Annotated in this window: 20 protein-coding genes and 1 pseudogene; 9 read left to right on the plus strand and 12 right to left on the minus strand. The window is 63.2% G+C overall.

Features of this window, described 5'->3' with window-relative positions:
* Window positions 1–3: 3 nt before the first annotated feature.
* The gene (locus PP4_RS26585; RefSeq protein WP_016502165.1) at window positions 4–612 is read left to right on the plus strand and encodes a 5-formyltetrahydrofolate cyclo-ligase; all 609 of its coding nucleotides are present in this window, start codon (window positions 4–6) and stop codon (window positions 610–612) included.
* A gap of 18 nt (window positions 613–630) precedes the next feature.
* Here the strand turns inward: PP4_RS26585 and PP4_RS29415 are convergent, their stop codons facing one another.
* Window positions 631–783 carry a hypothetical protein gene (locus tag PP4_RS29415; RefSeq protein WP_016489747.1) on the minus strand — a complete coding sequence of 51 codons (153 nt, stop codon included), beginning with the start codon at window positions 781–783 and terminating at the stop codon, window positions 631–633.
* 179 nt (window positions 784–962) lie between these two features.
* On the opposite strand from PP4_RS29415, the gene PP4_RS26590 reads away from it, so the two are divergent.
* From PP4_RS26590 to PP4_RS26605, 4 genes are all read left to right on the plus strand, one after another.
* Window positions 963–1,412, plus strand: coding sequence for an EVE domain-containing protein (locus tag PP4_RS26590; protein WP_016502166.1), 450 nt, complete (start codon window positions 963–965; stop codon window positions 1,410–1,412).
* Window positions 1,413–1,507: 95 nt separating this feature from the next.
* Window positions 1,508–2,467 (plus strand): HlyD family secretion protein, encoded by a 960-nt coding sequence (locus PP4_RS26595; RefSeq protein ID WP_016502167.1) that lies wholly within the window; start codon window positions 1,508–1,510, stop codon window positions 2,465–2,467.
* Window positions 2,464–5,184: a ribosome-associated ATPase/putative transporter RbbA gene (gene rbbA, locus PP4_RS26600; RefSeq protein WP_016502168.1), complete on the plus strand. Its 2,721-nt coding sequence runs from the start codon at window positions 2,464–2,466 to the stop codon at window positions 5,182–5,184. The genes PP4_RS26595 and rbbA overlap by 4 nt, the downstream gene beginning before the upstream one ends.
* 1 nt (window position 5,185) lies before the next feature.
* Window positions 5,186–6,298, plus strand: coding sequence for an ABC transporter permease (locus PP4_RS26605; RefSeq protein ID WP_016502169.1), 1,113 nt, complete (start codon window positions 5,186–5,188; stop codon window positions 6,296–6,298).
* A 57-nt stretch (window positions 6,299–6,355) separates the two neighbouring features.
* On the opposite strand, the gene PP4_RS26610 is transcribed toward PP4_RS26605, so the two are convergent.
* Window positions 6,356–6,760 carry a flagellar basal body-associated protein FliL gene (locus PP4_RS26610; RefSeq protein WP_016489751.1) on the minus strand — a complete coding sequence of 135 codons (405 nt, stop codon included), beginning with the start codon at window positions 6,758–6,760 and terminating at the stop codon, window positions 6,356–6,358.
* A gap of 157 nt (window positions 6,761–6,917) precedes the next feature.
* On the opposite strand from PP4_RS26610, the gene PP4_RS26615 reads away from it, so the two are divergent.
* Window positions 6,918–7,895 (plus strand): NADPH:quinone oxidoreductase family protein, encoded by a 978-nt coding sequence (locus PP4_RS26615; RefSeq protein ID WP_016502171.1) that lies wholly within the window; start codon window positions 6,918–6,920, stop codon window positions 7,893–7,895.
* Window positions 7,896–7,927: 32 nt separating this feature from the next.
* Here the strand turns inward: PP4_RS26615 and PP4_RS26620 are convergent, their stop codons facing one another.
* From PP4_RS26620 to trxA, 7 genes are all read right to left on the minus strand, one after another.
* A complete protein-coding gene (locus PP4_RS26620; protein WP_041167937.1) occupies window positions 7,928–8,578 on the minus strand; it encodes a gamma-glutamylcyclotransferase in 651 nt (216 codons plus the stop codon).
* 245 nt (window positions 8,579–8,823) lie between these two features.
* Complete coding sequence (locus PP4_RS26625; RefSeq protein WP_016502173.1) at window positions 8,824–9,792, minus strand: CDP-6-deoxy-delta-3,4-glucoseen reductase; 969 nt, start codon at window positions 9,790–9,792, stop codon at window positions 8,824–8,826.
* Window positions 9,792–11,258: a 4-hydroxy-3-polyprenylbenzoate decarboxylase gene (gene ubiD / locus PP4_RS26630; protein WP_016502174.1), complete on the minus strand. Its 1,467-nt coding sequence runs from the start codon at window positions 11,256–11,258 to the stop codon at window positions 9,792–9,794. The genes PP4_RS26625 and ubiD overlap by 1 nt, the downstream gene beginning before the upstream one ends.
* Window positions 11,259–11,381: 123 nt before the next feature.
* Complete coding sequence (locus tag PP4_RS26635) at window positions 11,382–11,696, minus strand: addiction module antidote protein (protein WP_016489756.1); 315 nt, start codon at window positions 11,694–11,696, stop codon at window positions 11,382–11,384.
* Window positions 11,693–12,013, minus strand: coding sequence for a type II toxin-antitoxin system RelE/ParE family toxin (locus PP4_RS26640; RefSeq protein WP_016502175.1), 321 nt, complete (start codon window positions 12,011–12,013; stop codon window positions 11,693–11,695). Before PP4_RS26640 ends, PP4_RS26635 begins: the two co-directional genes overlap by 4 nt.
* A 213-nt stretch (window positions 12,014–12,226) precedes the next feature.
* Window positions 12,227–13,486 (minus strand): transcription termination factor Rho, encoded by a 1,260-nt coding sequence (gene rho, locus PP4_RS26645; RefSeq protein WP_003253661.1) that lies wholly within the window; start codon window positions 13,484–13,486, stop codon window positions 12,227–12,229.
* 228 nt (window positions 13,487–13,714) lie between these two features.
* Window positions 13,715–14,041, minus strand: coding sequence for a thioredoxin TrxA (gene trxA / locus PP4_RS26650; RefSeq protein WP_012274768.1), 327 nt, complete (start codon window positions 14,039–14,041; stop codon window positions 13,715–13,717).
* Between the two features lie 256 nt (window positions 14,042–14,297).
* On the opposite strand from trxA, the gene ppx reads away from it, so the two are divergent.
* Window positions 14,298–15,800 (plus strand): exopolyphosphatase, encoded by a 1,503-nt coding sequence (gene ppx, locus PP4_RS26655; protein WP_016502176.1) that lies wholly within the window; start codon window positions 14,298–14,300, stop codon window positions 15,798–15,800.
* Here the strand turns inward: ppx and ppk1 are convergent.
* A complete protein-coding gene (gene ppk1 / locus PP4_RS26660; protein ID WP_016502177.1) occupies window positions 15,787–18,042 on the minus strand; it encodes a polyphosphate kinase 1 in 2,256 nt (751 codons plus the stop codon). The genes ppx and ppk1 overlap by 14 nt on opposite strands.
* A gap of 213 nt (window positions 18,043–18,255) precedes the next feature.
* Between ppk1 and PP4_RS28390 the strand changes: the two genes are divergently transcribed.
* Window positions 18,256–18,900, plus strand: coding sequence for a DedA family protein (locus PP4_RS28390; RefSeq protein ID WP_080642828.1), 645 nt, complete (start codon window positions 18,256–18,258; stop codon window positions 18,898–18,900).
* Window positions 18,901–19,401: 501 nt separating this feature from the next.
* On the opposite strand, the pseudogene PP4_RS29640 reads toward PP4_RS28390, so the two are convergent.
* Window positions 19,402–20,028 (minus strand): annotated as a pseudogene (locus PP4_RS29640) (sterol desaturase family protein); the annotation flags it as partial.
* Between the two features lie 112 nt (window positions 20,029–20,140).
* On the opposite strand from PP4_RS29640, the gene elbB reads away from it, so the two are divergent.
* Window positions 20,141–20,800 carry an isoprenoid biosynthesis glyoxalase ElbB gene (gene elbB / locus PP4_RS26675; RefSeq protein ID WP_016502180.1) on the plus strand — a complete coding sequence of 220 codons (660 nt, stop codon included), beginning with the start codon at window positions 20,141–20,143 and terminating at the stop codon, window positions 20,798–20,800.
* 92 nt (window positions 20,801–20,892) lie between these two features.
* Here elbB and PP4_RS26680 read toward each other — a convergent pair whose 3' ends face one another.
* Entirely contained in the window at window positions 20,893–21,345 is a 453-nt protein-coding gene (locus PP4_RS26680; protein WP_016502181.1) for a YaiI/YqxD family protein, read from the minus strand.
* Window positions 21,346–21,434 lie beyond the last annotated feature (89 nt).

Genomic DNA, 21,434 nt, shown 5'->3' on the forward strand with positions numbered 1-21,434 from the left:
GCCATGACCGACACCGCGCCGCTCACCCGCCCCCAGCTCCGTCGCCTGCTTCGCAATGCCCGCCGCGCCCTTACCCCTGCCCAGCAACGCAAGGCCACCCTCGGCCTGTACCGCCAGCTGGCGCAACACCCATTGTTCCGCCGCGCCCGCCACATTGCCTTGTACCTGCCCAACGACGGCGAAATCGACCCTTGCCTGCTGCTGCGCGAAGCCCAGCGTCGCGGCAAGCGTACCTACCTGCCGGTGCTGCACGCCTGGCCGCGCACGCGCATGGTATTCCAGCGGTTCGAGCAGGGCGAAAAGCTCAAGCCCAACCGCTTCCGTATTCCAGAGCCGGTGACCGACCGCAAGCGGCAGCGACCGGTCTGGGCGCTGGACCTGATCCTGCTACCGCTGGTCGGTTTTGACGAAGTGGGCGGGCGTCTGGGAATGGGCGGCGGCTTTTATGATCGCAGCCTGGCCTACCAGGCGCGTCGGCAAACCTGGAAAAAACCATTGCTGCTGGGGCTGGCGCACGAATGCCAGAAGGTCGAGCGGCTGGCGCAGGCCAGCTGGGATGTACCACTGCAGGGGACGGTCTCGGACCGTGGCTGGTACCTGGCACCGCGTTGAGCGGCGCCAGCGGGGGCATCAACGTTGTGGCTGGCTGGCGTCGACCGGCATCTGGTAGGCGCTGTCCAGCTTGCGCTCCCACAAACCCTGCGCATAACCGGTAGTGACCACACCCAGGCCAAAAATGAACACCAGGATCCACAGCAGATCCGGCTTTTTGCGTTGATTCATTGAAGATTGCCCCCCAGGCAAACTGTTCAGTGCTTGGCGATTTTCTGGGTATCGCCAGCGCATCGCGCTTTAAACGGGGCGCATTTTCCGACAACCTGCGTCCGCACGCAAACCTTGACGCCAACCGGCTGTCGGTTTCGTGCAACAGGTTATTTCAAACCTTTTCAGGAGCAGCATCCATGGCCTATTGGCTGATGAAATCCGAGCCCGACGAACTCTCCATCGAAGGCCTCGGCCGCCTTGGCGAAGCGCGCTGGGACGGCGTGCGCAACTATCAGGCGCGTAATTTCCTGCGGGCCATGAATGTGGGTGACGAATTTTTCTTCTATCACTCCAGCTGCCCGCAACCGGGCATCGCCGGTATTGCCAGAATCACACGCGCGGCGTACCCCGACCCCACCGCGCTGGACCCACAAAGCCACTACTACGATGCCAAGGCCACGGCCGACAAGAACCCGTGGAGTGCGGTGGATGTGGCCCATGTGCAAACTCTGCCACGGGTGCTGGAACTGGGCAGGCTGAAACAGCAGTCCGGCCTGGCCGAGCTGCCGCTGGTGCAGAAAGGCAGCCGCCTGTCGGTGATGCCGGTGACACCCGAACAATGGGCGGTGATTGTCGCGTTGTGTTGAAACAGTGGCTAAGGTCAAGGGTTTGACCGATATCAACACGCCACGAATGGCCCCGCGCCATGATGTGGTGTGCAAAACCGCAAGGATGCAGATCGATGAACCGATACGCCCCCAGAATCTTCGCCACCGCGCTGATCGCCCTGCTCGCTGCAGCCGCAGGGCTGGGGTACTGGAAGTCGCTCCACGACCAGCTGCCCGAAGGCCTGAGCATGGGCAACGGCCGCCTCGAAGCCACCGAAGTGCAGATCGCCAGCAAGATCCCCGGCCGCTTGGCCGAAGTGCTGGTCGACGAAGGCGACAAGGTCACCCGCGGCCAGCTACTGGCGCGCATTGACACCCGCACCATGGAAGCCCAGCGCACCCAGGCCGAAGCCGAAGTGCTGCGCGCGCGGGAAAACTACGCCGCGGCCCAGGCCAGCGTACAGCTGCGCCAGAGCGAACTGTTGCTGGCCAGCCAGGACCTCAAGCGCGTGCGCGAAATCTTCCAGCGCAAATACGCCAGCCAGCAACTGCTCGACCAGCAACAGGCACGCTTTGACACCGCCAACGCCGCCGTGGTCGCCGCCCGCGCCCAGCTGGCAGCGATCAAAGCCGCCATCGGCGCAGCCGAAGCCCAGGTGGCCCAGCTCACCAGCGAAATCGACGACAGCAGCCTGCGTGCGCCCATCAACGGCATTATCCAGCTGCGCCTGGCCGAGCCCGGTGAAGTACTGGGTGCCGGCGGCCGCGTGCTGATGCTGATCGACCCCAGCGACCAGTACATGAACCTGTACCTGCCGGCTTCCACCAGCGGCAGGCTGACCGTAGGCGACCAGGCGCGCATTGTGCTCGACGCCCAGCCCGAGCGCGCCTTGCCGGCCAAGGTGGCCTTTGTCGCAGCCAAGGCCCAGTTCACCCCCAAGCAGGTCGAAACCCGCGACGAGCGGCAAAAGCTGGTGTTCCGCGTCAAGCTTCGCCTGACCGACCCCGGCGCAGTGCCGCAGGCCAAACCGGGTATGCCAGGCGCCGGGTATGTGCGCACGGCTGAGGTGGACTGGCCGGCCAACCTGCAATGAACGCCCCGGCACTGCTGGCCGAGGGCATCGGCCACCGCTACGGCGACCTGGTGGCCTTGCACACCCTCGGCTTCAGCCTGCCTGCGGGCACCCGCTGCGCGCTGATCGGCCCTGACGGCGCCGGCAAATCGACCTTGCTGGGGTTGATCGCCGGCGTTAAACGGCTGCAACAGGGCGAGCTGCAGGTGCTGGGTGGCTCGATCCGCCAGCGCCGTCATCGCGCGGCGCTGTACCCAAAAGTGGCGTTCATGCCGCAGGGGCTGGGCAATAACCTGTACCCGGAGCTGTCGATCAGCGAGAACATCCGCTTTTTCGCCACCCTGTTCGGCCTGGGCCGCCGCGAGTGCGAACAGCGCATGGCCAATCTGCTGCAGGCCACCGACCTGCAACGCTTTGCCGAGCGCCCGGCCGGCAAGCTGTCGGGTGGAATGAAGCAGAAGCTGGGGCTGTGCTGCGCGCTGATCCACGAGCCGGACCTGCTGATCCTCGACGAACCCACGACCGGCGTCGACCCGCTGTCGCGGCGGCGCTTCTGGGAGCTGGTCGAACAGGTTCGCGCACAGCGCCCGCAGCTGACCCTGCTGGTGGCGACCGCCTACATGGAAGAGGCCGAACAATTCGAGCATTGCCTGATGCTCGATGGCGGCCGCCTGCTGGCCGCCGGCCCCAGCCACGACTTGGCTGCGGTCACCCCCAGCGGTAAGCTGGACGACGCCTTCACCCACTACCAGGGCGAGGGCAAGGCGCAGCAGCAACCCTTGCGCATCCCGCCGCGCCCGGCCACCGACAGCCCGGTCGCCATCGAGGCCCACGACCTGACACTGCGCTTTGGCGACTTCACGGCGGTGAACAAGGTCAGTTTCGCCATTGGCCGTGGCGAGATCTTCGGCTTCCTCGGCTCCAACGGCTGCGGCAAGACCACCACCATGAAAGTGCTCACCGGGCTGATGCCGGCCAGCGAGGGCAGCGCCAGCCTGCTCGGCCGCCCGGTGGACGCCAGTGACCTGGGCACGCGCAAGCGGGTCGGGTTCATGTCGCAGAGTTTCTCGCTGTATGGCGAGCTCAGCACCCGGCAGAACCTGGCCTTGCATGCCCGCCTGTTCGACCTGCCCAAAGCCGAGAGCGCCCAACGCATCGATGAGCTGATCGAGCGCTTCGACCTCGCCGCTATTGCCGACCAACCGTCCGGCGCCCTGCCCCTTGGCCTGCGCCAGCGCCTGTCATTGGCGGTGGCGGTGCTGCATCGCCCGGAAGTGTTGATTCTCGATGAACCGACCTCCGGCGTCGATCCAGCCGCTCGCGACGACTTCTGGCGCCTGCTGGTGGAATTGTCACGCGAACAGGGCGTGACCATTTTCCTCTCCACCCACTTCATGAACGAAGCCCAGCGCTGCGACCGCATCTCGTTGATGCATGCCGGGCGGGTACTGGCCTGCGACACCCCCGATGCCCTCCAGCGCCAGTACCACGGGGACACTTTGGAGGACGCGTTCGTGCGTTGCCTGGAGCAGGCCCAGGAGCTCGCGCCGCCAGCCGCGGACAACGCCGTGCTGGAGCAGGCAGCTACGCCCGCTCCGCCGCTGCGCCAGGGCTTCAGCCTGCGCCGCCTGCTGGCGGTGGCCAGCCGTGAGGGTAAGGAACTGCTGCGCGACAAGGTACGCCTGGCCTTCGCCCTGGCAGGCGCGCTGTTCATGATGGTGATCTTCGGCTACGGCATTTCGCTGGACGTAGAAAACCTTGCCTTCGCCGTGCACGACCAGGACCAGAGCCCGCAAAGCCGGGCCTACCTTGAGGCCTTCCGTGGCTCACGCTATTTTGCCGAACAGGCGCCGATTCGTGACAACCGCGAGATGCACCAGCGTTTGCAACGCTCGGAAATCAAACTGGCGCTGGAGATTCCGCCCGGCTTTGGCCGCGACCTGTACGCCGGGCGCCAACCGGTGGTGGCGGCCTGGCTCGACGGCGGCATGCCGTTCCGCGCAGAAACCAGCCGCAACTACGTGGAAGCCGTGCATCAGGCCAACCTTGAGCAACTGGCAAAGGCCAGCCCAGAGCCGCAGCCGCGTCAGGAGCTGGTGCGCCTGGAAACACGTTTTCGTTACAACCAGGACGTGGTCAGCGTGAATGCCATCGGCCCCGGCGTGATGGCGCTGATCCTGGCCTTCATCCCGGCCATGCTCACCGCGCTGGGCATTGTCCGCGAGAAAGAGCTCGGCTCCATCACCAACTTCTACGCCACCCCCCTCACCCGCCTGGAGTTCCTGCTTGGCAAGCAGATGCCTTACCTGGCCGTGAGCCTGATCAACCTGGCGCTGCTGGTGGCCATGAACCGCTGGCTGTTCGCCGTGCCGCTCAAGGGCAGCGTGCTGGCCCTGGCCTGTGGTGGCGTGGCCTACCTGCTGGCCACCACCAGCCTGGGGCTGTTGATCTCGGCCTTCACCCGCACCCAGATCGCGGCCATCCTGGGCACCATGATCATCACCAGCCTGCCAACCATCCAGTTTTCCGGGCTGATCGTGCCACGCTCGTCGCTGGACGGCGCAGCGGCGGTGATGGGCCAGCTGTTCCCGGCGGGCTACTTTCTCGATATCGCGGTCGGCACCTTCACCAAGGCGCTGGGGCTGCGTGAGCTGTGGCCGCAGTGCCTGATCCTGCTGGGCTTCTTCGCGGCCTTCACGGGCCTGAGCCTGGCCATGTTGAAGAAGCAGGAGGCCTGACATGTCGCGCCTGAACCACACCCTGCGCCTGGGCCTGAAAGAACTGACCAGCCTGCGCCATGACAGCGTGCTGCTGCTGTTCCTGCTGTATGCCTTCAGCGTGGCGATCTACATGCCGGCCGCCGGCTCGGTGATCGGCGTACACAACGCCAGCGTCGCGGTAGTGGACGAAGACCACAGCCTGCTGTCGCGCAAATTGACCCAGGCCCTGCAACCGCCCGAGTTCCAGCCCGCCGTGTCGCTGCCCGCAGAACGCCTGGACCAGGCCATGGACAGCGGCGAGTACACCTTCGTGATCAACGTACCGGTGAACTTCCAGAGCGACCTGCTGGCCGGGCGCTCGCCGGAGCTGCAGGTCAACGTCGACGCCACGGCCATGAGCCAGGCGTTCATGGGCGCCGGCTACATCGGCCGCATCTTCGAGCGCGAGCTGCTCGACTACAGCCAGCGCGGCAACGTGCAAAGCCCGGTGCTGATCAACCCCAAGGCGCTGTTCAACCCCAACCTTGAGGGGGGCTGGTTCCTGGCGGTGATCCAGATCGTCAACAACATCACCATCCTGGCGATCATCCTCACCGGCACCGCGCTGCTGCGCGAGCGTGAGCATGGCACCCTCGACCACCTGCTGGTGCTGCCGCTCACCGCACTGGAAATCATGCTGGCGAAAATCGGCAGCAACGCGCTGGTGGTGGTGATCTGCACGTGGGTTTCGCTGGTGGTGGTCGTGAAAGGCGCGCTGGGTGTGCCGCTGTCCGGCTCGATGGGGCTGTTTCTGGCCGTGACCGCGCTGTACCTGTTCGCCAGTACCGCGCTGGGCATCTTCCTCGCCACCCTGGCACGCTCGACGCCGCAGTTCGGCCTGCTGGCAATCCCGGTGATCATCCCGATGCTGTTGCTGTCTGGCGGCAGCACACCCCTGGACAGCATGCCCCAATGGCTGCAATGGGTGATGCAGGGGTCACCGTCGACGCACTTTGTCAGCCTGGGCACTGCGATCCTGTTCCGGGATGCCGGCTGGGCGGTGGTTTGGCCGGATATCCTGGCGCTGGCGCTGATCGGCCTGGTGTTTTTCAGCGTCGCCCTGGCGCGGTTTCGCCGCAGCCTGGCCTCATGACACCTCAGGATCTATGGTCGGCAACTGTGGGAGCGGGCAAGCCCGCTCCCACATTGATCACTGCACGATCAGGTTGTTGAACAGCAGGTCTTCGACGATCGGCTTGCCTTCTTCCGCTTCCAGCACCTGCTGCACCTGCTTCAACGCCTCCTGGCGAAGGTGTTCCTTGGCCTCGACGTTGCTCATGTTGTCCACGGTCTGCTGGGTGAACAGTGCTACCAGCTGGTTGCGGATCAGAGGTTCGTGATGCTTTACCGCCTTGGCCGCTTCGTCACCGGTCACGCGCAGGGCCACGTCGGCCTTGTACACGCGCAGCCGCGGGCCGCCGTCGAGGGCATAGTTGCCGACAAAGGGCGGGCTCAGGCTGATGTAGGCGACCTTGGGCGCCCCTTCCTTGGCTTCCTCGGCCATGGCCGCAGCCGGCAGCAGCAGCGCCAGTACCATCAAGATCCACGCTTTCACGAATTCGCTCCTCAATACAGTTGGCGCCAGCTTACCCAGCACGCCGCTCAAACCCAAGCCCGGGCTTATGCCGGCCCATCAGGGCGGACCATGCTCGTTGACCCGGCAAGCGGCCCTCCTACACTTATCGGCCACTACCCGCAAAGGAATAGCCCCGATGAAAGCTGTGTTGTGCAAAACCCTGGGTCCGGCGCGCGATCTGGTACTGGAAGACGTGGCCAGCCCGCAGCCCAGGAAAAACGAGATCCTGCTGGATGTGCGGGCCGCCGGTGTCAATTTCCCCGACACCCTGATCATCGAAGGCAAATACCAGTTCCAGCCACCGCTGCCGTTCTCACCCGGCGGCGAAGCCGCAGGCGTGGTGGCCGCGGTCGGGGAAAAAGCCGGCGCGCTGAAGGTCGGCGAGCGGGTCATGGCGCTCACCGGCTGGGGTGCTTTCGCCGAGCAGGTGGCGGTGCCTTTCTACAACGTACTGCCGATCCCGGCCAGCATGGACTTCACCACCGCTGCCGCCTTCGGCATGACCTATGGCACCTCGATGCACGCCCTGCGCCAGCGCGGCCAACTGCAAGCAGGCGAGACGCTGCTGGTACTGGGCGCATCCGGTGGGGTCGGTCTGGCGGCGGTGGAAATCGGCAAGGCCATGGGCGCGCGGGTGATCGCGGCAGCCAGCAGTGCCGAGAAACTGGCCGTGGCCAAGGCGGCCGGGGCAGATGAGCTGATCGACTACACCCAGGCCAGCCTGCGCGAAGAAATCAAGCGGCTGACCGGTGGCCAGGGCGTGGACGTCATTTACGACCCCGTGGGGGGCGAGCTGTTCGAGCAGGCAGTGCGCGGGCTGGCCTGGAATGGCCGACTGCTGGTAGTGGGGTTTGCCAGCGGCAGCATTCCACAGCTGGCGGCCAACCTGGTGCTGCTCAAGGGCGCGGCGGTGCTGGGGGTGTTCTGGGGGGCGTTTGCACAGCGCCAGCCCGAGGATAACGCGGCCAACTTCAAGCAGCTGTTTGCCTGGCATGCCGAAGGCAAGTTGAAGCCGCTGGTGTCGCAGACTTATCCACTGGCCGAGGCCGGGGCTGCCATCGAGAAACTGGGGCAGCGGCAGGCTGTGGGTAAGTTGGTGGTGTTGATGCATTGATTATTCTGGGGCCGCACAGCGGCCCCAAAACCTCAAACTTCACGCAGGTTATGGCAACGCCTGAACCGCGCCTCCAGGTTGCGATCTGGCATCTGGTGGCTGCGCAAGGCATTCAAGGTCTGCTCGACATAGTCGCGCGTAGTGCCATAACGCCCCTTGGCACTGGCCAGGATCTGACTGAGCAAGGTATCCGGCAGGTTGCCCGCATAGCACGGCAAATGCCGCTCCAGCACAAAGCCCAAGGCCTGCACTTTGCTGCCATCGCCCAGCCGGCAGCTAAGCCAGTGCGGCCGGTAGGCCGGGTACGGCATCTCCCGTTGCCACAGGGCCATCAACGAGTCATCCAGGCTGCTTTCATCCAGCCGATAGGCAAAGCCGCTGCAGGAGCCACCACGGTCCAGGCCGAACACCAGCCCTGGGGTTTCCGGGGTGCCACGGTGCTCGTGCGACCACAGGTACAAGCCCCGGTGATAACCATGCACCCGCGCCCGCTGGCGTTCCACCGAACTGCACTCCGGGCGCCAGATCAATGAACCATAAGCGAACAGCCACACGGGCCCGCCCTGATGCCGAGACATGGTCGTCTTCATGGAGTTGAACAACTGGTCGTGAGTATGTTGCTGACCGAAGTCGAGTGCCGGAGGGTATGATACTTCCCAAGACATACTTTCAAGTGCCGACATAAGCTGCCGCCATTATCCCTATGAACTACGGATGTAGCGAGATTCGATTGAGATACGCCCCAAGCCTCTGTAGCAAGGGCGCTTGCAGTAACCATAGGCCAGAATTGCAGGAATACTCAAGCCCTCGCGGCAGAGTTTCATGCGCGGTTCCGACGACTGGGAATTACTGTTTCGGCAACTGTGAAAGTTATTAGCCAAGGCGGTAACAATTACCGCCTTATACCCACTCTTTCAAACTTCGGTTATTAACCGCGTGGCGCGTAGGCAAACACATCCGCACGCATGCGGTGTGCATCCATGCCGGCTTCGACCAAGGCGTCGAGGGTGGCATAGATCATGTTCGGTGAACCGCTGGCATATACATGCACGGTATTGAGGTCGGCGATGTCCTCGCAGACCGCCTCATGCAGCATGCCGCAGCGGCCTTCCCAGCCGCACAGGTCGCTGACGACCTGGTGCAGAAACAGGTTGGGCAGGCGCTGCCATTCGTCCCAGTGCTCGATCTGGTAGAAGTCTTCGGGCCGACGCACGCCCCAGTACAGGTGTACCGGGTGTTTGAAGCCGTTGGCGCGGCAATGCTCGAGCAGGCTGTGCATCTGGCCCATGCCGGTGCCGGCGGCAATCAGCACCAGTGGCCCGTCGGGCAGCTCGGCCAGGTGGGTGTCGCCAAACGGCATTTCGATGCGTGCCAAGCCATCACGCTTGAGCTGCTCGATCAGTTGCAATGCACTTGGCTCACGCGCCAGCACGTGCAGCTCCAGCTCTCGCCCTGCGTGGGGTGCGGAGGCCAGCGAAAACGCGGCAGGCTTGCCGCCCTCGCGCTCGATCATCAGGTACTGCCCGGCGTGGTATCGCAGTGGCTTGCCGGCTGGCGCACGCAGGCGCACCCGCCAGACGTCGCCACCAACGTCGACGCATTCACTGACGCTGCACGCCAGCTTGCGTACCGGCAGCTCGCCCAGGGCGAGCACACCATCCCAGAGCAAAACACAGTCCTCCAGCGGTTCGGCAATGCAGGTAAACAGCTCGCCATGGTCACGGACTTCGCCGTCCTGGCGTACCCGCCCTTCGACCAACAACGCGGCGCAGACATGGCAATTGCCATTGCGGCAGCTATTCGGGCAGTCATAGCCCAACCGCCGCGCTCCATCCAGGATCCGTTCCCCGGGTTCGAGCGCCAGCACCGCCCCGGACGGCTGCAACGTTACCTGCATCAATCTATTCCCAACTGATCCCACAGCTCATCGATACGGCGGGTGACGGCTTCGTCCTTGACGATGACCCGCCCCCATTCGCGTGTAGTCTCGCCCGGCCACTTGTGCGTGGCGTCCAGGCCCATCTTCGACCCCAGCCCCGATACCGGCGACGCGAAGTCCAGGTAGTCGATCGGCGTGTTGTCGATCATCACCGTATCACGCTTGGGGTCCATGCGCGTGGTGATGGCCCAGATCACATCGTTCCAGTCACGGGCGTTGATATCGTCATCGGTGACAATAACGAACTTGGTGTACATGAACTGTCGCAGAAACGACCACACACCCAGCATCACGCGCTTGGCGTGGCCCGGGTACTGCTTTTTCATGGTGACCACCGCCATGCGGTACGAGCAGCCTTCCGGCGGCAGGTAGAAGTCGGTGATTTCCGGGAACTGCTTCTGCAGGATCGGCACGAACACTTCGTTCAATGCCACGCCGAGAATCGCCGGCTCATCTGGCGGCCGGCCCGTGTAGGTGCTGTGGTAGATCGGCTTCTGCCGGTGGGTAATGCGCTCGACGGTGAACACCGGGAAGCTGTCCACTTCGTTGTAGTAGCCGGTATGGTCGCCATACGGGCCTTCCGGGGCCATTTCGCCCGGGTGGATCACGCCTTCCAGGATGATTTCGGCGGTGGCCGGTACCTGCAGGTTGCTGCCACGGCACTTGACCAGCTCGGTGCGATTGCCGCGCAGCAGGCCGGCGAAGGCATATTCGGAGAGGGTGTCCGGCACCGGGGTCACGGCACCGAGGATGGTCGCCGGGTCAGCACCCAGGGCCACGGCAACCGGGAACGGCTGGCCGGGGTTTTTCTCGCACCACTCACGATAGTCGAGGGCGCCCCCACGGTGGCTCAGCCAGCGCATGATGACCTTGTTGCGGCCAATGACCTGCTGGCGGTAGATGCCCAGGTTCTGGCGGTCCTTGTTCGGGCCGCGGGTGACGGTAAGGCCCCAGGTGATCAGCGGCGCCACGTCGCCTGGCCAGCAGTGCTGGATCGGCAGTGCGCCGAGGTCGACATCATCACCCTCGACCACCACTTCCTGGCATACCGCGTCCTTGACGACCTTCGGCGCCATCGACACGACCTTCTTGAAGATCGGCAGCTTGGACCAGGCGTCCTTCAGGCCCTTGGGTGGCTCGGGCTCCTTGAGGAAGGCCAGCAGCTTGCCGATTTCTCGCAGTTCTTCGACCGACTCGGCGCCCATGCCCATCGCCACGCGTTCGGGGGTGCCGAACAGGTTGCCCAGCACCGGAATGTCGAAGCCGGTGGGCTTTTCGAACAGCAATGCCGGGCCCTTCGCACGCAGGGTGCGGTCGCAGACCTCGGTCATTTCCAGGACTGGGGAGATCGGAACCTGGATGCGCTTGAGCTCGCCGCGCTGTTCCAGGCCACGGATGAAGTCGCGCAAGTCGCGATACTGCATGCAAAAGCCTCGTGTTGGCCGTATCGGTCGGGGTGCAGAGTGTAGCGCCGTTCGGGCATGGTTTGGGGGCAAAAATGCATTGGTGACCGCTTCACGCCTTGGTCGGGACGCTTACCTTGCGCCTCACCGATTATGCGATACAACCTTTGACAACCCGATTCCAAGGGCCTGCAGCACCTTCAACACAGTCGACAATCTCGGGTCCCCATCAGCAGCCAAGGCTCGATAGAGGTTTGGACGCGCAAGCCCCGTGGCCTGGGACAGATTACCCATCCCACCACGCGCTTCCGCTACGCGCCGAACCGCCGTCAGAAAACCTGCGGCGCCACCAGGCTCATCGATTTCTTCAAGCGCAACCGCAAGATAATCGATGGCGAAAGACTCATCCTTGCGGAGCATTTCGAGAACACTTTCTTCATGCGAGCGTGTGCCGGTCATAGCGCTACCTTATGCCTCTGCCACAGAGATCTGGCTTGATCAATATCGGCCTGCTGCCGGTCTTTCGTGCCACCTCCGAGCAGGAAAATGATCTTCCGCCCGGAGATGGCGTAATAGACGCGATAGCCTGGCCCGAAGTCCAGTTTCATCTCGAACACGCCATCACCCACTGGTTGGGTCACGCCAAAATAGCCCTGCGCCGCCCGGTCGACCCTTGTAGTGATTCGCGCCTTCACCCTTGTGTCACGAATGGTGTTCAGCCATGCCTGGTAAGCATCCACATCATTAGCGGATAGAACGTGATGAACTGCGTACATCCAAGTGTACCTTATAAGAGACATCCGTGTGACGATTCATCAACCAGCCCGGCTTCGCTGGTCTTCGGGAGGCAGGAGGCAAATGCCTGGATCAGGCAGGCCCCCACGCCACAAGCAGCATGTTGGCCTTCGTTCGACGTGCTGGCGAACGGTCTTTTGTGACAAACAGCAAAAAGCCGGGTTTCCCCGGCTTTTGCGTGATGCCTGCGAAGCTTACTTGCGCTTCATCGACAGGAAGAACTCGTCGTTGGTCTTGGTCTGCTTGAGCTTGTCGACCAGGAACTCGATGGCAGCGATTTCGTCCATCGGGTGCAGCAGCTTGCGCAAAATCCACATGCGCTGCAGTTCGTCGTCGGCAGTCAGCAGCTCTTCGCGGCGGGTACCGGAACGGTTGATGTTGATGGCCGGGAACACGCGCTTCTCGGCGATGCGGCGGTCCAGCGGCAGCTCCATGTTGCCGGTGCCCTTGAACTCTTCGTAGATCACTTCGTCCATCTTCGAGCCGGTTTCGACCAGCGCGGTGGCGATGATGGTCAGCGAACCGCCTTCCTCGATGTTACGCGCGGCGCCGAAGAAGCGCTTCGGCTTCTCCAGGGCGTGGGCGTCGACACCACCGGTCAGCACCTTGCCGGAGCTCGGGATCACGGTGTTGTAGGCACGCGCCAGACGGGTGATGGAGTCCAGCAGGATGACCACGTCCTTCTTGTGCTCGACCAGGCGCTTGGCCTTCTCGATCACCATTTCGGCAACCTGCACGTGGCGGGTTGGCGGCTCGTCGAAGGTGGAAGCAACCACTTCGCCGCGCACGGTGCGCTGCATTTCGGTCACTTCTTCCGGGCGCTCGTCGATCAGCAGCACGATCAAGTGGCACTCGGGATTGTTACGGGTGATGTTGGCCGCGATGTTCTGAAGCATGATGGTCTTGCCTGCTTTTGGCGGGGCGACGATCAGGCCACGCTGGCCTTTGCCGATCGGGGCGCACAGGTCGATGACGCGACCGGTCAGGTCTTCGGTGGAGCCGTTACCGGCTTCCATCTTCAGGCGCTTGTTCGGGAACAGCGGCGTCAGGTTTTCGAACAGGATCTTGTTCTTCGCGTTTTCCGGACGGTCGAAGTTGATGGTATCAACCTTCAGCAGGGCGAAGTAACGCTCCCCTTCCTTCGGCGGGCGGATCTTGCCGACGATGGTGTCGCCGGTACGCAGGTTGAAACGGCGGATCTGGCTGGGCGAGACGTAGATATCGTCCGGGCCGGCCAGGTAGGACGCATCAGCCGAGCGCAGGAAACCGAAACCATCCTGGAGAATCTCCAGCACGCCGTCACCCGAAATCTCTTCGCCGCTCTTCGCGTGCTTCTTCAGCAGGGCGAAGATCACGTCCTGTTTGCGCGAACGGGCCATGTTCTCGATGCCCATCTGTTCGGCCATTTCCAAAAGATCGGTAATCGGCTTTTGCTTGAGTTCAGTCAGGTTCATAAGGGGAGTGACGTAATCATGTAAGAAGGGAGAATTAAGCTTCTGGCTTAATGAGGCCGCGCCGCTAGATGGCGACAGGATCGCGTACTGATTCGAATTAGGGATGCTTCGGCGACGGCGTGTAGAGGGCACTGGAAAAGCAGTGCGAGGCCGAATGTAACACTTGCTTTTTTCTGCGTCTAGTGCTCTGGAAAAGAAAAACCCCGCATTTGCGGGGCTTTTTTCACATCACAGGTGGGCGTCGAGGAACGCGGCCAGCTGCGACTTGGAAAGCGCGCCAACCTTGGTGGCTTCGACGTTACCGTTCTTGAACAGCATCAGCGTCGGGATACCACGCACGCCGTGCTTGGCCGGGGTTTCCTGGTTCTCGTCGATATTCAGCTTGGCGACGGTCAGCTTGCCCTCGTAGGTAGCAGCGATATCGTCCAGAACCGGAGCGATCATCTTGCATGGGCCGCACCATTCAGCCCAGTAGTCGACCAGCACCGGGCCTTGAGCCTGCAGTACGTCGGCTTCGAAGCTGGCGTCGGTGACGTGTTTGATTTTGTCGCTCATGGAAATCTCCAAGGTCGTAAGCAATAAAAAACGTTGCCCATCATAGCCGCCCCCGCCGCCGACAGGAAGCCACGGACGATTGACTGTAACTATAGTTGTGCAAGACGCCGCGAATCGAAACTGTCATACAGCCGTCATAGAATCGAATGGCACATTGCCTTGCATCAAGGCGAGCACATCGGCTGCGTGTCACGCGTTGGCGTCAGCCTGCTATCGTGGCACGATTGCCGGGTTAACGACCGAGAACAACCAGATCATGCCGCATACCATCGCGAAGAACCTGTCCCTGATCGCCGCCATCGACCTTGGCTCCAACAGTTTTCACATGGTCGTGGCCAAGGCCCACCATACCGAAATCCGCATTCTCGAGCGGCTCGGCGAGAAGGTTCAGCTTGCCGCCGGCATCGACGAAGAACGCAAACTCAGTGAAGAGGCAATGGAACGAGGCCTGGATTGCCTCAAGCGCTTTTCGCAGCTGATCAACGGCATGCCCGCAGGCTCCGTGCGTATCGTCGGTACCAACGCCTTGCGCGAAGCGCGCAACCGTAACGAATTCATCCAGCGCGCCGAAGCCATCCTCGGCCACCCGGTGGAGGTCATCTCCGGCCGTGAAGAGGCGCGCCTGATCTACCTGGGTGTGTCGCACACCCTGGCCGACACCCCCGGCAAGCGCCTGGTGGCGGACATCGGCGGCGGCAGTACCGAATTCATCATCGGCCAGCGCTTCGAGCCGCTGCTGCGCGAAAGCCTGCAGATGGGCTGCGTCAGCTTCACCCAGCGCTACTTCCGCGACGGCAAGATCACCCCGGCCCGCTACGCCCAGGCCTACACGGCCGCGCGCCTGGAGCTGATGAGCATCGAGCATGCCCTGCATCGCCTGACCTGGGACGAGGCCATCGGCTCGTCCGGCACCATCCGCGCCATCGGGGCCGCCATCAAGGCCGGTGGCCTGGGCAATGGTGAGGTCAACGCCGAGGGCCTGGCCTGGGTCAAGCGCAAGCTGTTCAAGCTGGGGGAAGTCGACAAGATCGACTTCGACGGCATCAAGCCGGACCGCCGCACGATCTTCCCGGCGGGTATGGCTATTCTCGAAGCGATTTTCGACGCGCTGGAACTGCAGCGCATGGACCACTGTGACGGCGCCCTGCGCGAAGGTGTGCTGTTCGACCTGCTCGGCCGCCACCACCATGAAGACGTGCGCGAACGCACCCTCAACTCGTTGATGGAGCGTTACCACGTGGACCAGGGCCAGGCTGCGCGCGTGGAACGCAAGGCGCTGCATGCTTTCGACCAAGTGGCCGATGCCTGGGGGCTGAAAGACGGAAATTGGCGCGATCTGCTGGGCTGGGCCGCGAAAGTGCACGAAGTAGGCCTCGATATCGCCCACTATCACTACCACAAGCACGGCGCCTACCTGATCGAGCACTCCGACCTTTCGGGCTTCTCCCGCGAGGACCAGCAGATGATGGCCTTGCTGGTACGCGGCCACCGCCGCAACATCCCCAAGGACAAGTTCGCCGAGCTGGGTGACGAAGGCATCAAGCTGCTGCGCCTGTGCGTGCTGCTGCGTTTCGCCATTCTGTTTCACCACATCCGTGGCAACCAGCAGATGCCGAAGGTGGTGCTCAAGGCTGGCGATGCAAGCCTGGATGTGGCCTTCCCTGAAGGCTGGCTGGAACAGAACCAGCTGACCCAGGCCGACTTCGCCAACGAGGCGGAGTGGCTGGCCCGGGTCGGCTTCGTTCTCAGCGTACGTTGAGGACCGGGTTGCTCAGGCGCTCCAGCAGGGTCGCCTGGGCACTGCGCGGGTTCTGGTTGCCGGTCGGGGTGATGCGCACGTAGCGCCCGTCTGGCTGCAAGGTCCAGGCGTGGGTGTTGTCGGTCAGGTAGCCTTCCAGCTCCTTCTTCACCCGCAGCAACAGCTTCTTGCCTTCCACCGGGAAGCAGGTCTCGACGCGCTTGTCGAGGTTGCGCTCCATCCAGTCGGCACTGGACAGGTAGATCTGCTCTTCGCCGCCATTGAGGAAGTAGAACACCCGCGTGTGCTCAAGGAAGCGGCCGATGATCGAGCGCACCTGGATATTGTGTGAAACCCCCGGAATGCCTGGGCGCAGGCAGCACATGCCACGCACCACCAGGTCGATCTTCACACCCGACTGGCTGGCCTTGTACAGTGCCTTGATGACCTTGGCGTCGGTCAGCGAGTTGAACTTGGCAATGATGTGCGCGGGCTTGCCTTCGAGGGCAAACTGGGTTTCGCGCGCAATCATGTCGAGCATGCCCTTCTTCAGGGTGAACGGCGCGTGCAGCAGCTTTTTCATGCGCAGCGTCTTGCCCATGCCGATGAGCTGGCTGAACAGCTTGCCGACGTCCTCGGTGAGGGCGTCGTCTGAGGTCAGCAAGCTGTAGTCGGTGTACAGGCGGGCATTGCCGGCGTGGTAGTTGCCGGTGCCCAGGTGCGCATAACGCACGATCTCGCCCTGCTCGCGACGCAGGATCAACATCATCTTGGCGTGGGTCTTGAAACCGACCACGCCGTAGATCACCACCGCACCGGCCGCTTGCAGGCGGCTGGCCATCTGCAGGTTGGACTCTTCGTCGAAGCGCGCGCGCAGTTCGATCACCGCGGTGACCTCCTTGCCGTTACGCGCAGCGTCCACCAGGGCATCGACAATTTCCGAGTTGGCCCCGGACCGGTACAGGGTCTGGCGCACGGCGAGCACGTGCGGGTCCTTGGCGGCCTGGCGCAGCAGGTCGACCACCGGGGTAAAGGACTCGAAGGGGTGCATCAGCAGTATGTCCTGCTTGCTGATCACGCTGAAAATGTTGTCGGCGTTCACCAGCAGCTTGGGGATCGCCGGGGTGAACGGCGTGTACTGAAGCTCAGGGTGGCTGTCCAGGCCGGTAATGCTGAACAGGCGGGTGAGGTTGACCGGGCCATTGACCTGGTACAGCTCGCTTTCGCTGAGGCTGAACTGCTTGAGCAGGTAGTCCGACAGGTGTTTCGGGCAGGTGTCGGCCACCTCCAGGCGCACGGCGTCGCCGTAACGGCGCGAGAACAGCTCGCCGCGCAGGGCGCGGGCCAGGTCGTCGACTTCTTCGGAGTCCAGCGCCAGGTCGGCGTTACGGGTCAGGCGGAACTGGTAGCAGCCCTTCACCTTCATGCCCTGGAACAGGTCGTCGGCGTGCGCGTGGATCATCGACGACAGGAACACGTAGTTGGCACCCGGGCCGCCCACCTCTTCAGGCACGCGGATAACCCGGGGCAGCAGGCGCGGGGCCGGGATGATCGCCAGGCCCGAGTCGCGACCGAAGGCATCGACCCCCTCCAGCTCGACGATGAAGTTGAGGCTCTTGTTCACCAGCAGCGGGAACGGGTGGGTCGGATCGAGGCCGATCGGGGTGATGATCGGGGCAATTTCGTCGCGGAAATAGCGGCGCACCCAGGTCTTGAGCTTGGGCGTCCAGTAACGGCGGCGAATGAAGCGGATCTGGTGCTTTTCCAGCTCCGGCAGCAGCACGTCGTTGAGGATCGCGTACTGGCGCTCTACCTCGATATGCACCAGCTCGCTGATACGCGCCAGCGCCTGGTGCGGCTGCAGGCCGTCGGCACCGGCCTGTTCACGGGCGAAGTTGATCTGCTTCTTCAGGCCGGCGACGCGGATCTCGAAGAACTCGTCGAGGTTGCTGGAGAAGATCAACAGGAACTTGAGGCGTTCGAGCAGTGGGTAGTTCTCGTCCAGGGCCTGTTCCAGGACGCGGATGTTGAACTGCAGCTGCGAGAGTTCGCGATGAATGTACAGGCTGCTGTCGTCCAGGCCGGGGACGGTTATTGCCGGGGCCGGCGCGGGCGCGGGCGCCGCGGCCACAGGCTCGGCGACCTGCTCCTCTACAGGCTCCGGCTCGGGCGCCGGCGGCAGGTCTGGCGGGGTCTGCACCAACTCTTCCGGGAGCTCCTGGGCTTCCTTGATCGCGACAGGGGTGAGCACTTCATTATTCATCTGGCGTTCCTGAGGACGTTAACGCCCTATCATCAATTGAGCGGCAAGATAAGCGCCCATTATGACGCCTGTGTTACACACCAGGGCAAGCCATGGCGCGTGGCCTCTGGCATTGTCTGTGTAGGAATTGTTCACGTCGAGACACATTTGGACACTTTCACGAATGCGCGCGAAGGGGTAGGCTGCGCGTTCATTTCGCCAGCACCTCAGAAAATGCTTCAACAATTCCTGCAGGATTTCGGCTACTTTGCCCTTTTTCTAGGCACCTTCTTCGAAGGCGAGACCATCCTGGTGCTTGCGGGTTTCCTTGCATTCCGTGGGTACATGGACATCAAGCTGGTGTGCCTGGTGGCGTTCCTCGGCAGCTATGCCGGCGACCAGCTGTGGTACTTCATGGGCCGCCGCCACGGGCGCAGGATCCTGGCGCGCAAACCACGCTGGCAAGCAATGGGTGACCGGGCGCTGGACCACATCCGCCGCCACCCCGACATCTGGGTGCTGAGCTTCCGCTTCGTCTATGGCCTGCGTACGGTCATGCCGGTGGCCATTGGCCTGTCGGGCTACCCGCCGCGCCGCTACCTGCTGCTCAATGGCCTTGGCGCGGCCATCTGGGCAATAGCCCTGGGCGCGGCTGCGTACCACTTTGGCGCCATCCTCGAAGGCCTGCTGGGCAACGTGAAGCGTTACGAGCTATGGGTACTTGGTGGCCTGGTGGGGCTGGGCGTTTTGTTGTGGCTGCGCCGGCGTTTCCGCGCCTTGCGCGCGGAGCGCAAGGCGGCGGACCAGGCCCAGGCCCCACAGGCTGAGAAGGCTATAGACCACGAGCAGGAACCAGGCCAGCGGCGCGACCACCGCTAGGCCCATTGCGCCGGCCAGGTACAGCGCCGGCGCATTCACCACAAGCCGCGCCAGTTCCAGGCGCGCAGCCCAGGGCCGGTTCTCCAGCAACCCGCCCAGCACGAACAGACCAAACGCCATCAGCGACCAGCCGAGCACCAGCGCGGCGGCCGGCACGCGTTCGGCTACGTCCATCAGGTAGCTGCCCAAGGCCACATACACCACGAACTGCGCCGCCACGTAAGCTTGCTGCGGGCGGCCCAGGGCAACCTCGAACTTGCGAAACTGCGCCAGGTCCTGCTTGGCCTGTGGGTAACGTGCGGCCACATCGGCCGGGCGCCAACCGGTGGGCATGAACCAGATGCGCAACTTGTCCCGCAGGCTGGCAGTGTGCCGGGCGTCATGCCAGAGCTGGGCATAGAACTGCAGGTTGGCCCACAGCGGGTTCCAGCTGGCCAGCGGCGTGGTTACCCCGAACACCACAGGCTCGGCCGGGTCCTCCTCTTTGAAGGTGCCGAACAGACGGTCCCAGAGAATGAACACACCGCCGTAGTTGCGATCCAAGTAAACAGGGTTTTGCGCATGGTGGACGCGATGGTTGGATGGCGTAATCAACACCCACTCAAGCCAGCCAAGCTTGGGAATGTGCCGGGTATGCACCCAGAACTGGTACAGCAGGTTGAGCGATGCCACGGTGATGAACACCAGTGGCGGCACGCCCAGCAGTGCCAGCGGCAGGTAGAAGATCCACGAGAAGATGAACCCGCTACTGGTCTGGCGCAACGCGGTGGTGAGGTTGTATTCCTCGCTCTGGTGATGCACCGAATGCGCGGCCCACAGCACGTTGCGTTCATGGCCCAGTCGGTGCAGCCAGTAGTAGCAGAAGTCGTACAGGACAAAGGCCAGCAGCCATACCCACCAGGCTTCGGGCGGCAGGCGCAAAAGTGCCAGGTGCTCGAACGCCAGGGCATAGGTCACCAGCCCCGCGCCTTTGGTCAGCAACCCGGTGCTGGTCGACAGCACGCCGGTACTCAGGCTGTTGATCGAATCGGCCAAGGTAAAGTTGCGCTGGCCACGCACACGGTCGGCCACCAGCTCCACGGCGATGAGCACGAAGAAGAACGGCACGGCCAGCAATATCAGGTCCATGGGTACGGCCTCAGGCGGTATCCATCAAGATTAGGCCGCGCCTGCGGCAACCCCTATGGCGACATCTGCCAAACTAGAGGACATTTAGCGCCTCGACACTGGAGTAATGAGCATGACAAAAAAAGTAGCGGTGATTCTTTCCGGCTGTGGCGTGTATGACGGCGCCGAAATCCACGAAAGCGTGATCACCCTGCTGCGCCTCGACCAGCGCGGTGCGCAGGTGCAGTGCTTCGCGCCGAACATTGCGCAGATGCATGTCATCAACCATCTGACCGGCGAGGAAATGCCCGAGTCGCGCAATGTGCTGGTGGAGTCGGCGCGCATTGCCCGTGGCGAGGTCAAGGACATCCGCGAAGCCAAGGCCGAGGAATTCGATGCGCTGATCGTGCCGGGGGGGTTCGGGGCGGCGAAAAACCTGTCCAACTTCGCCGTGGAAGGCGCCAACTGCAGCGTCAACCCGGACGTGCTGGAGCTGGCCGAAGCCTTTGCCGACGCCTGCAAGCCGGTTGGCCTGATCTGCATCTCGCCGGCACTGGCCGCAAAGATCTACGGGCCGGGCGTGGTCTGCACCATCGGTAGCGACGCCGGTACTGCGGCGGCTGTCGAGAAGATGGGCGGCACCCATGAGGAGTGCGATGTACAGGACATTGTCGAAGACACCCAGCGCAAGCTGGTAACTACCCCGGCTTACATGGAAGCCAAGTCGATCAGCGAAGCGGCGGGCGGGATCTACAAGCTGGTGGACCGGGTGCTGGAACTCACACACGAGTAAGCCCCAGGCATGCGCGGCCCTGCGGGGCTGCCTGCTTCGCGGGTAAACCCGCTCCCACAGGTCAGCGAAAGAGCCGACGCCCCGAACTGTATTCAGGCTTTGGAAAGCCGGGCAATGATCCGGTCCAGCGCATTGGCGAACGCCTGCTTTTCACGTTCACCATAAGCCGCCTGCCCTCCCCCCACCTGGCCCTGCTCACGCAGCTCGGTGAACAGGTTGCGCGCCGCCAGGCGGTCACCCATGTTGCGCTCGTCGAATTCGCGCCCGCGCGGGTCCAGCACGCTCACACCCTTTTTCACCAGGCGGTCAGCCAGCGGCACATCACTGCAGATCACCAGCTCGCCCGGCACAGCGTGTTCGACCAGGTAGTCGTCGGCTGCGTCCATGCCGCTGGGTACCACGATCAGGCGCACGATCGCGAACGCTGGTTTGGCCACGGCCTGGCCCGCCACCATCACCACTTCGAACTTGCGCTTGAGGGCGAACTTGACGATCAGATCCTTGGCCGCCTTGGGGCAGGCGTCGGCATCGATCCATACACGCATCGGAATTTCTCTACATGAAATCAGTGCGCCCATCATGCCTGAAGCGCAGCCAAAGCTGGAGCAGGCGCGCGCTGGAAAAATGGCGCCAA

The organism is Pseudomonas putida NBRC 14164 (assembly GCF_000412675.1).
In the GTDB taxonomy this organism is placed as follows: Bacteria; Pseudomonadota; Gammaproteobacteria; order Pseudomonadales; family Pseudomonadaceae; genus Aquipseudomonas; species Aquipseudomonas putida.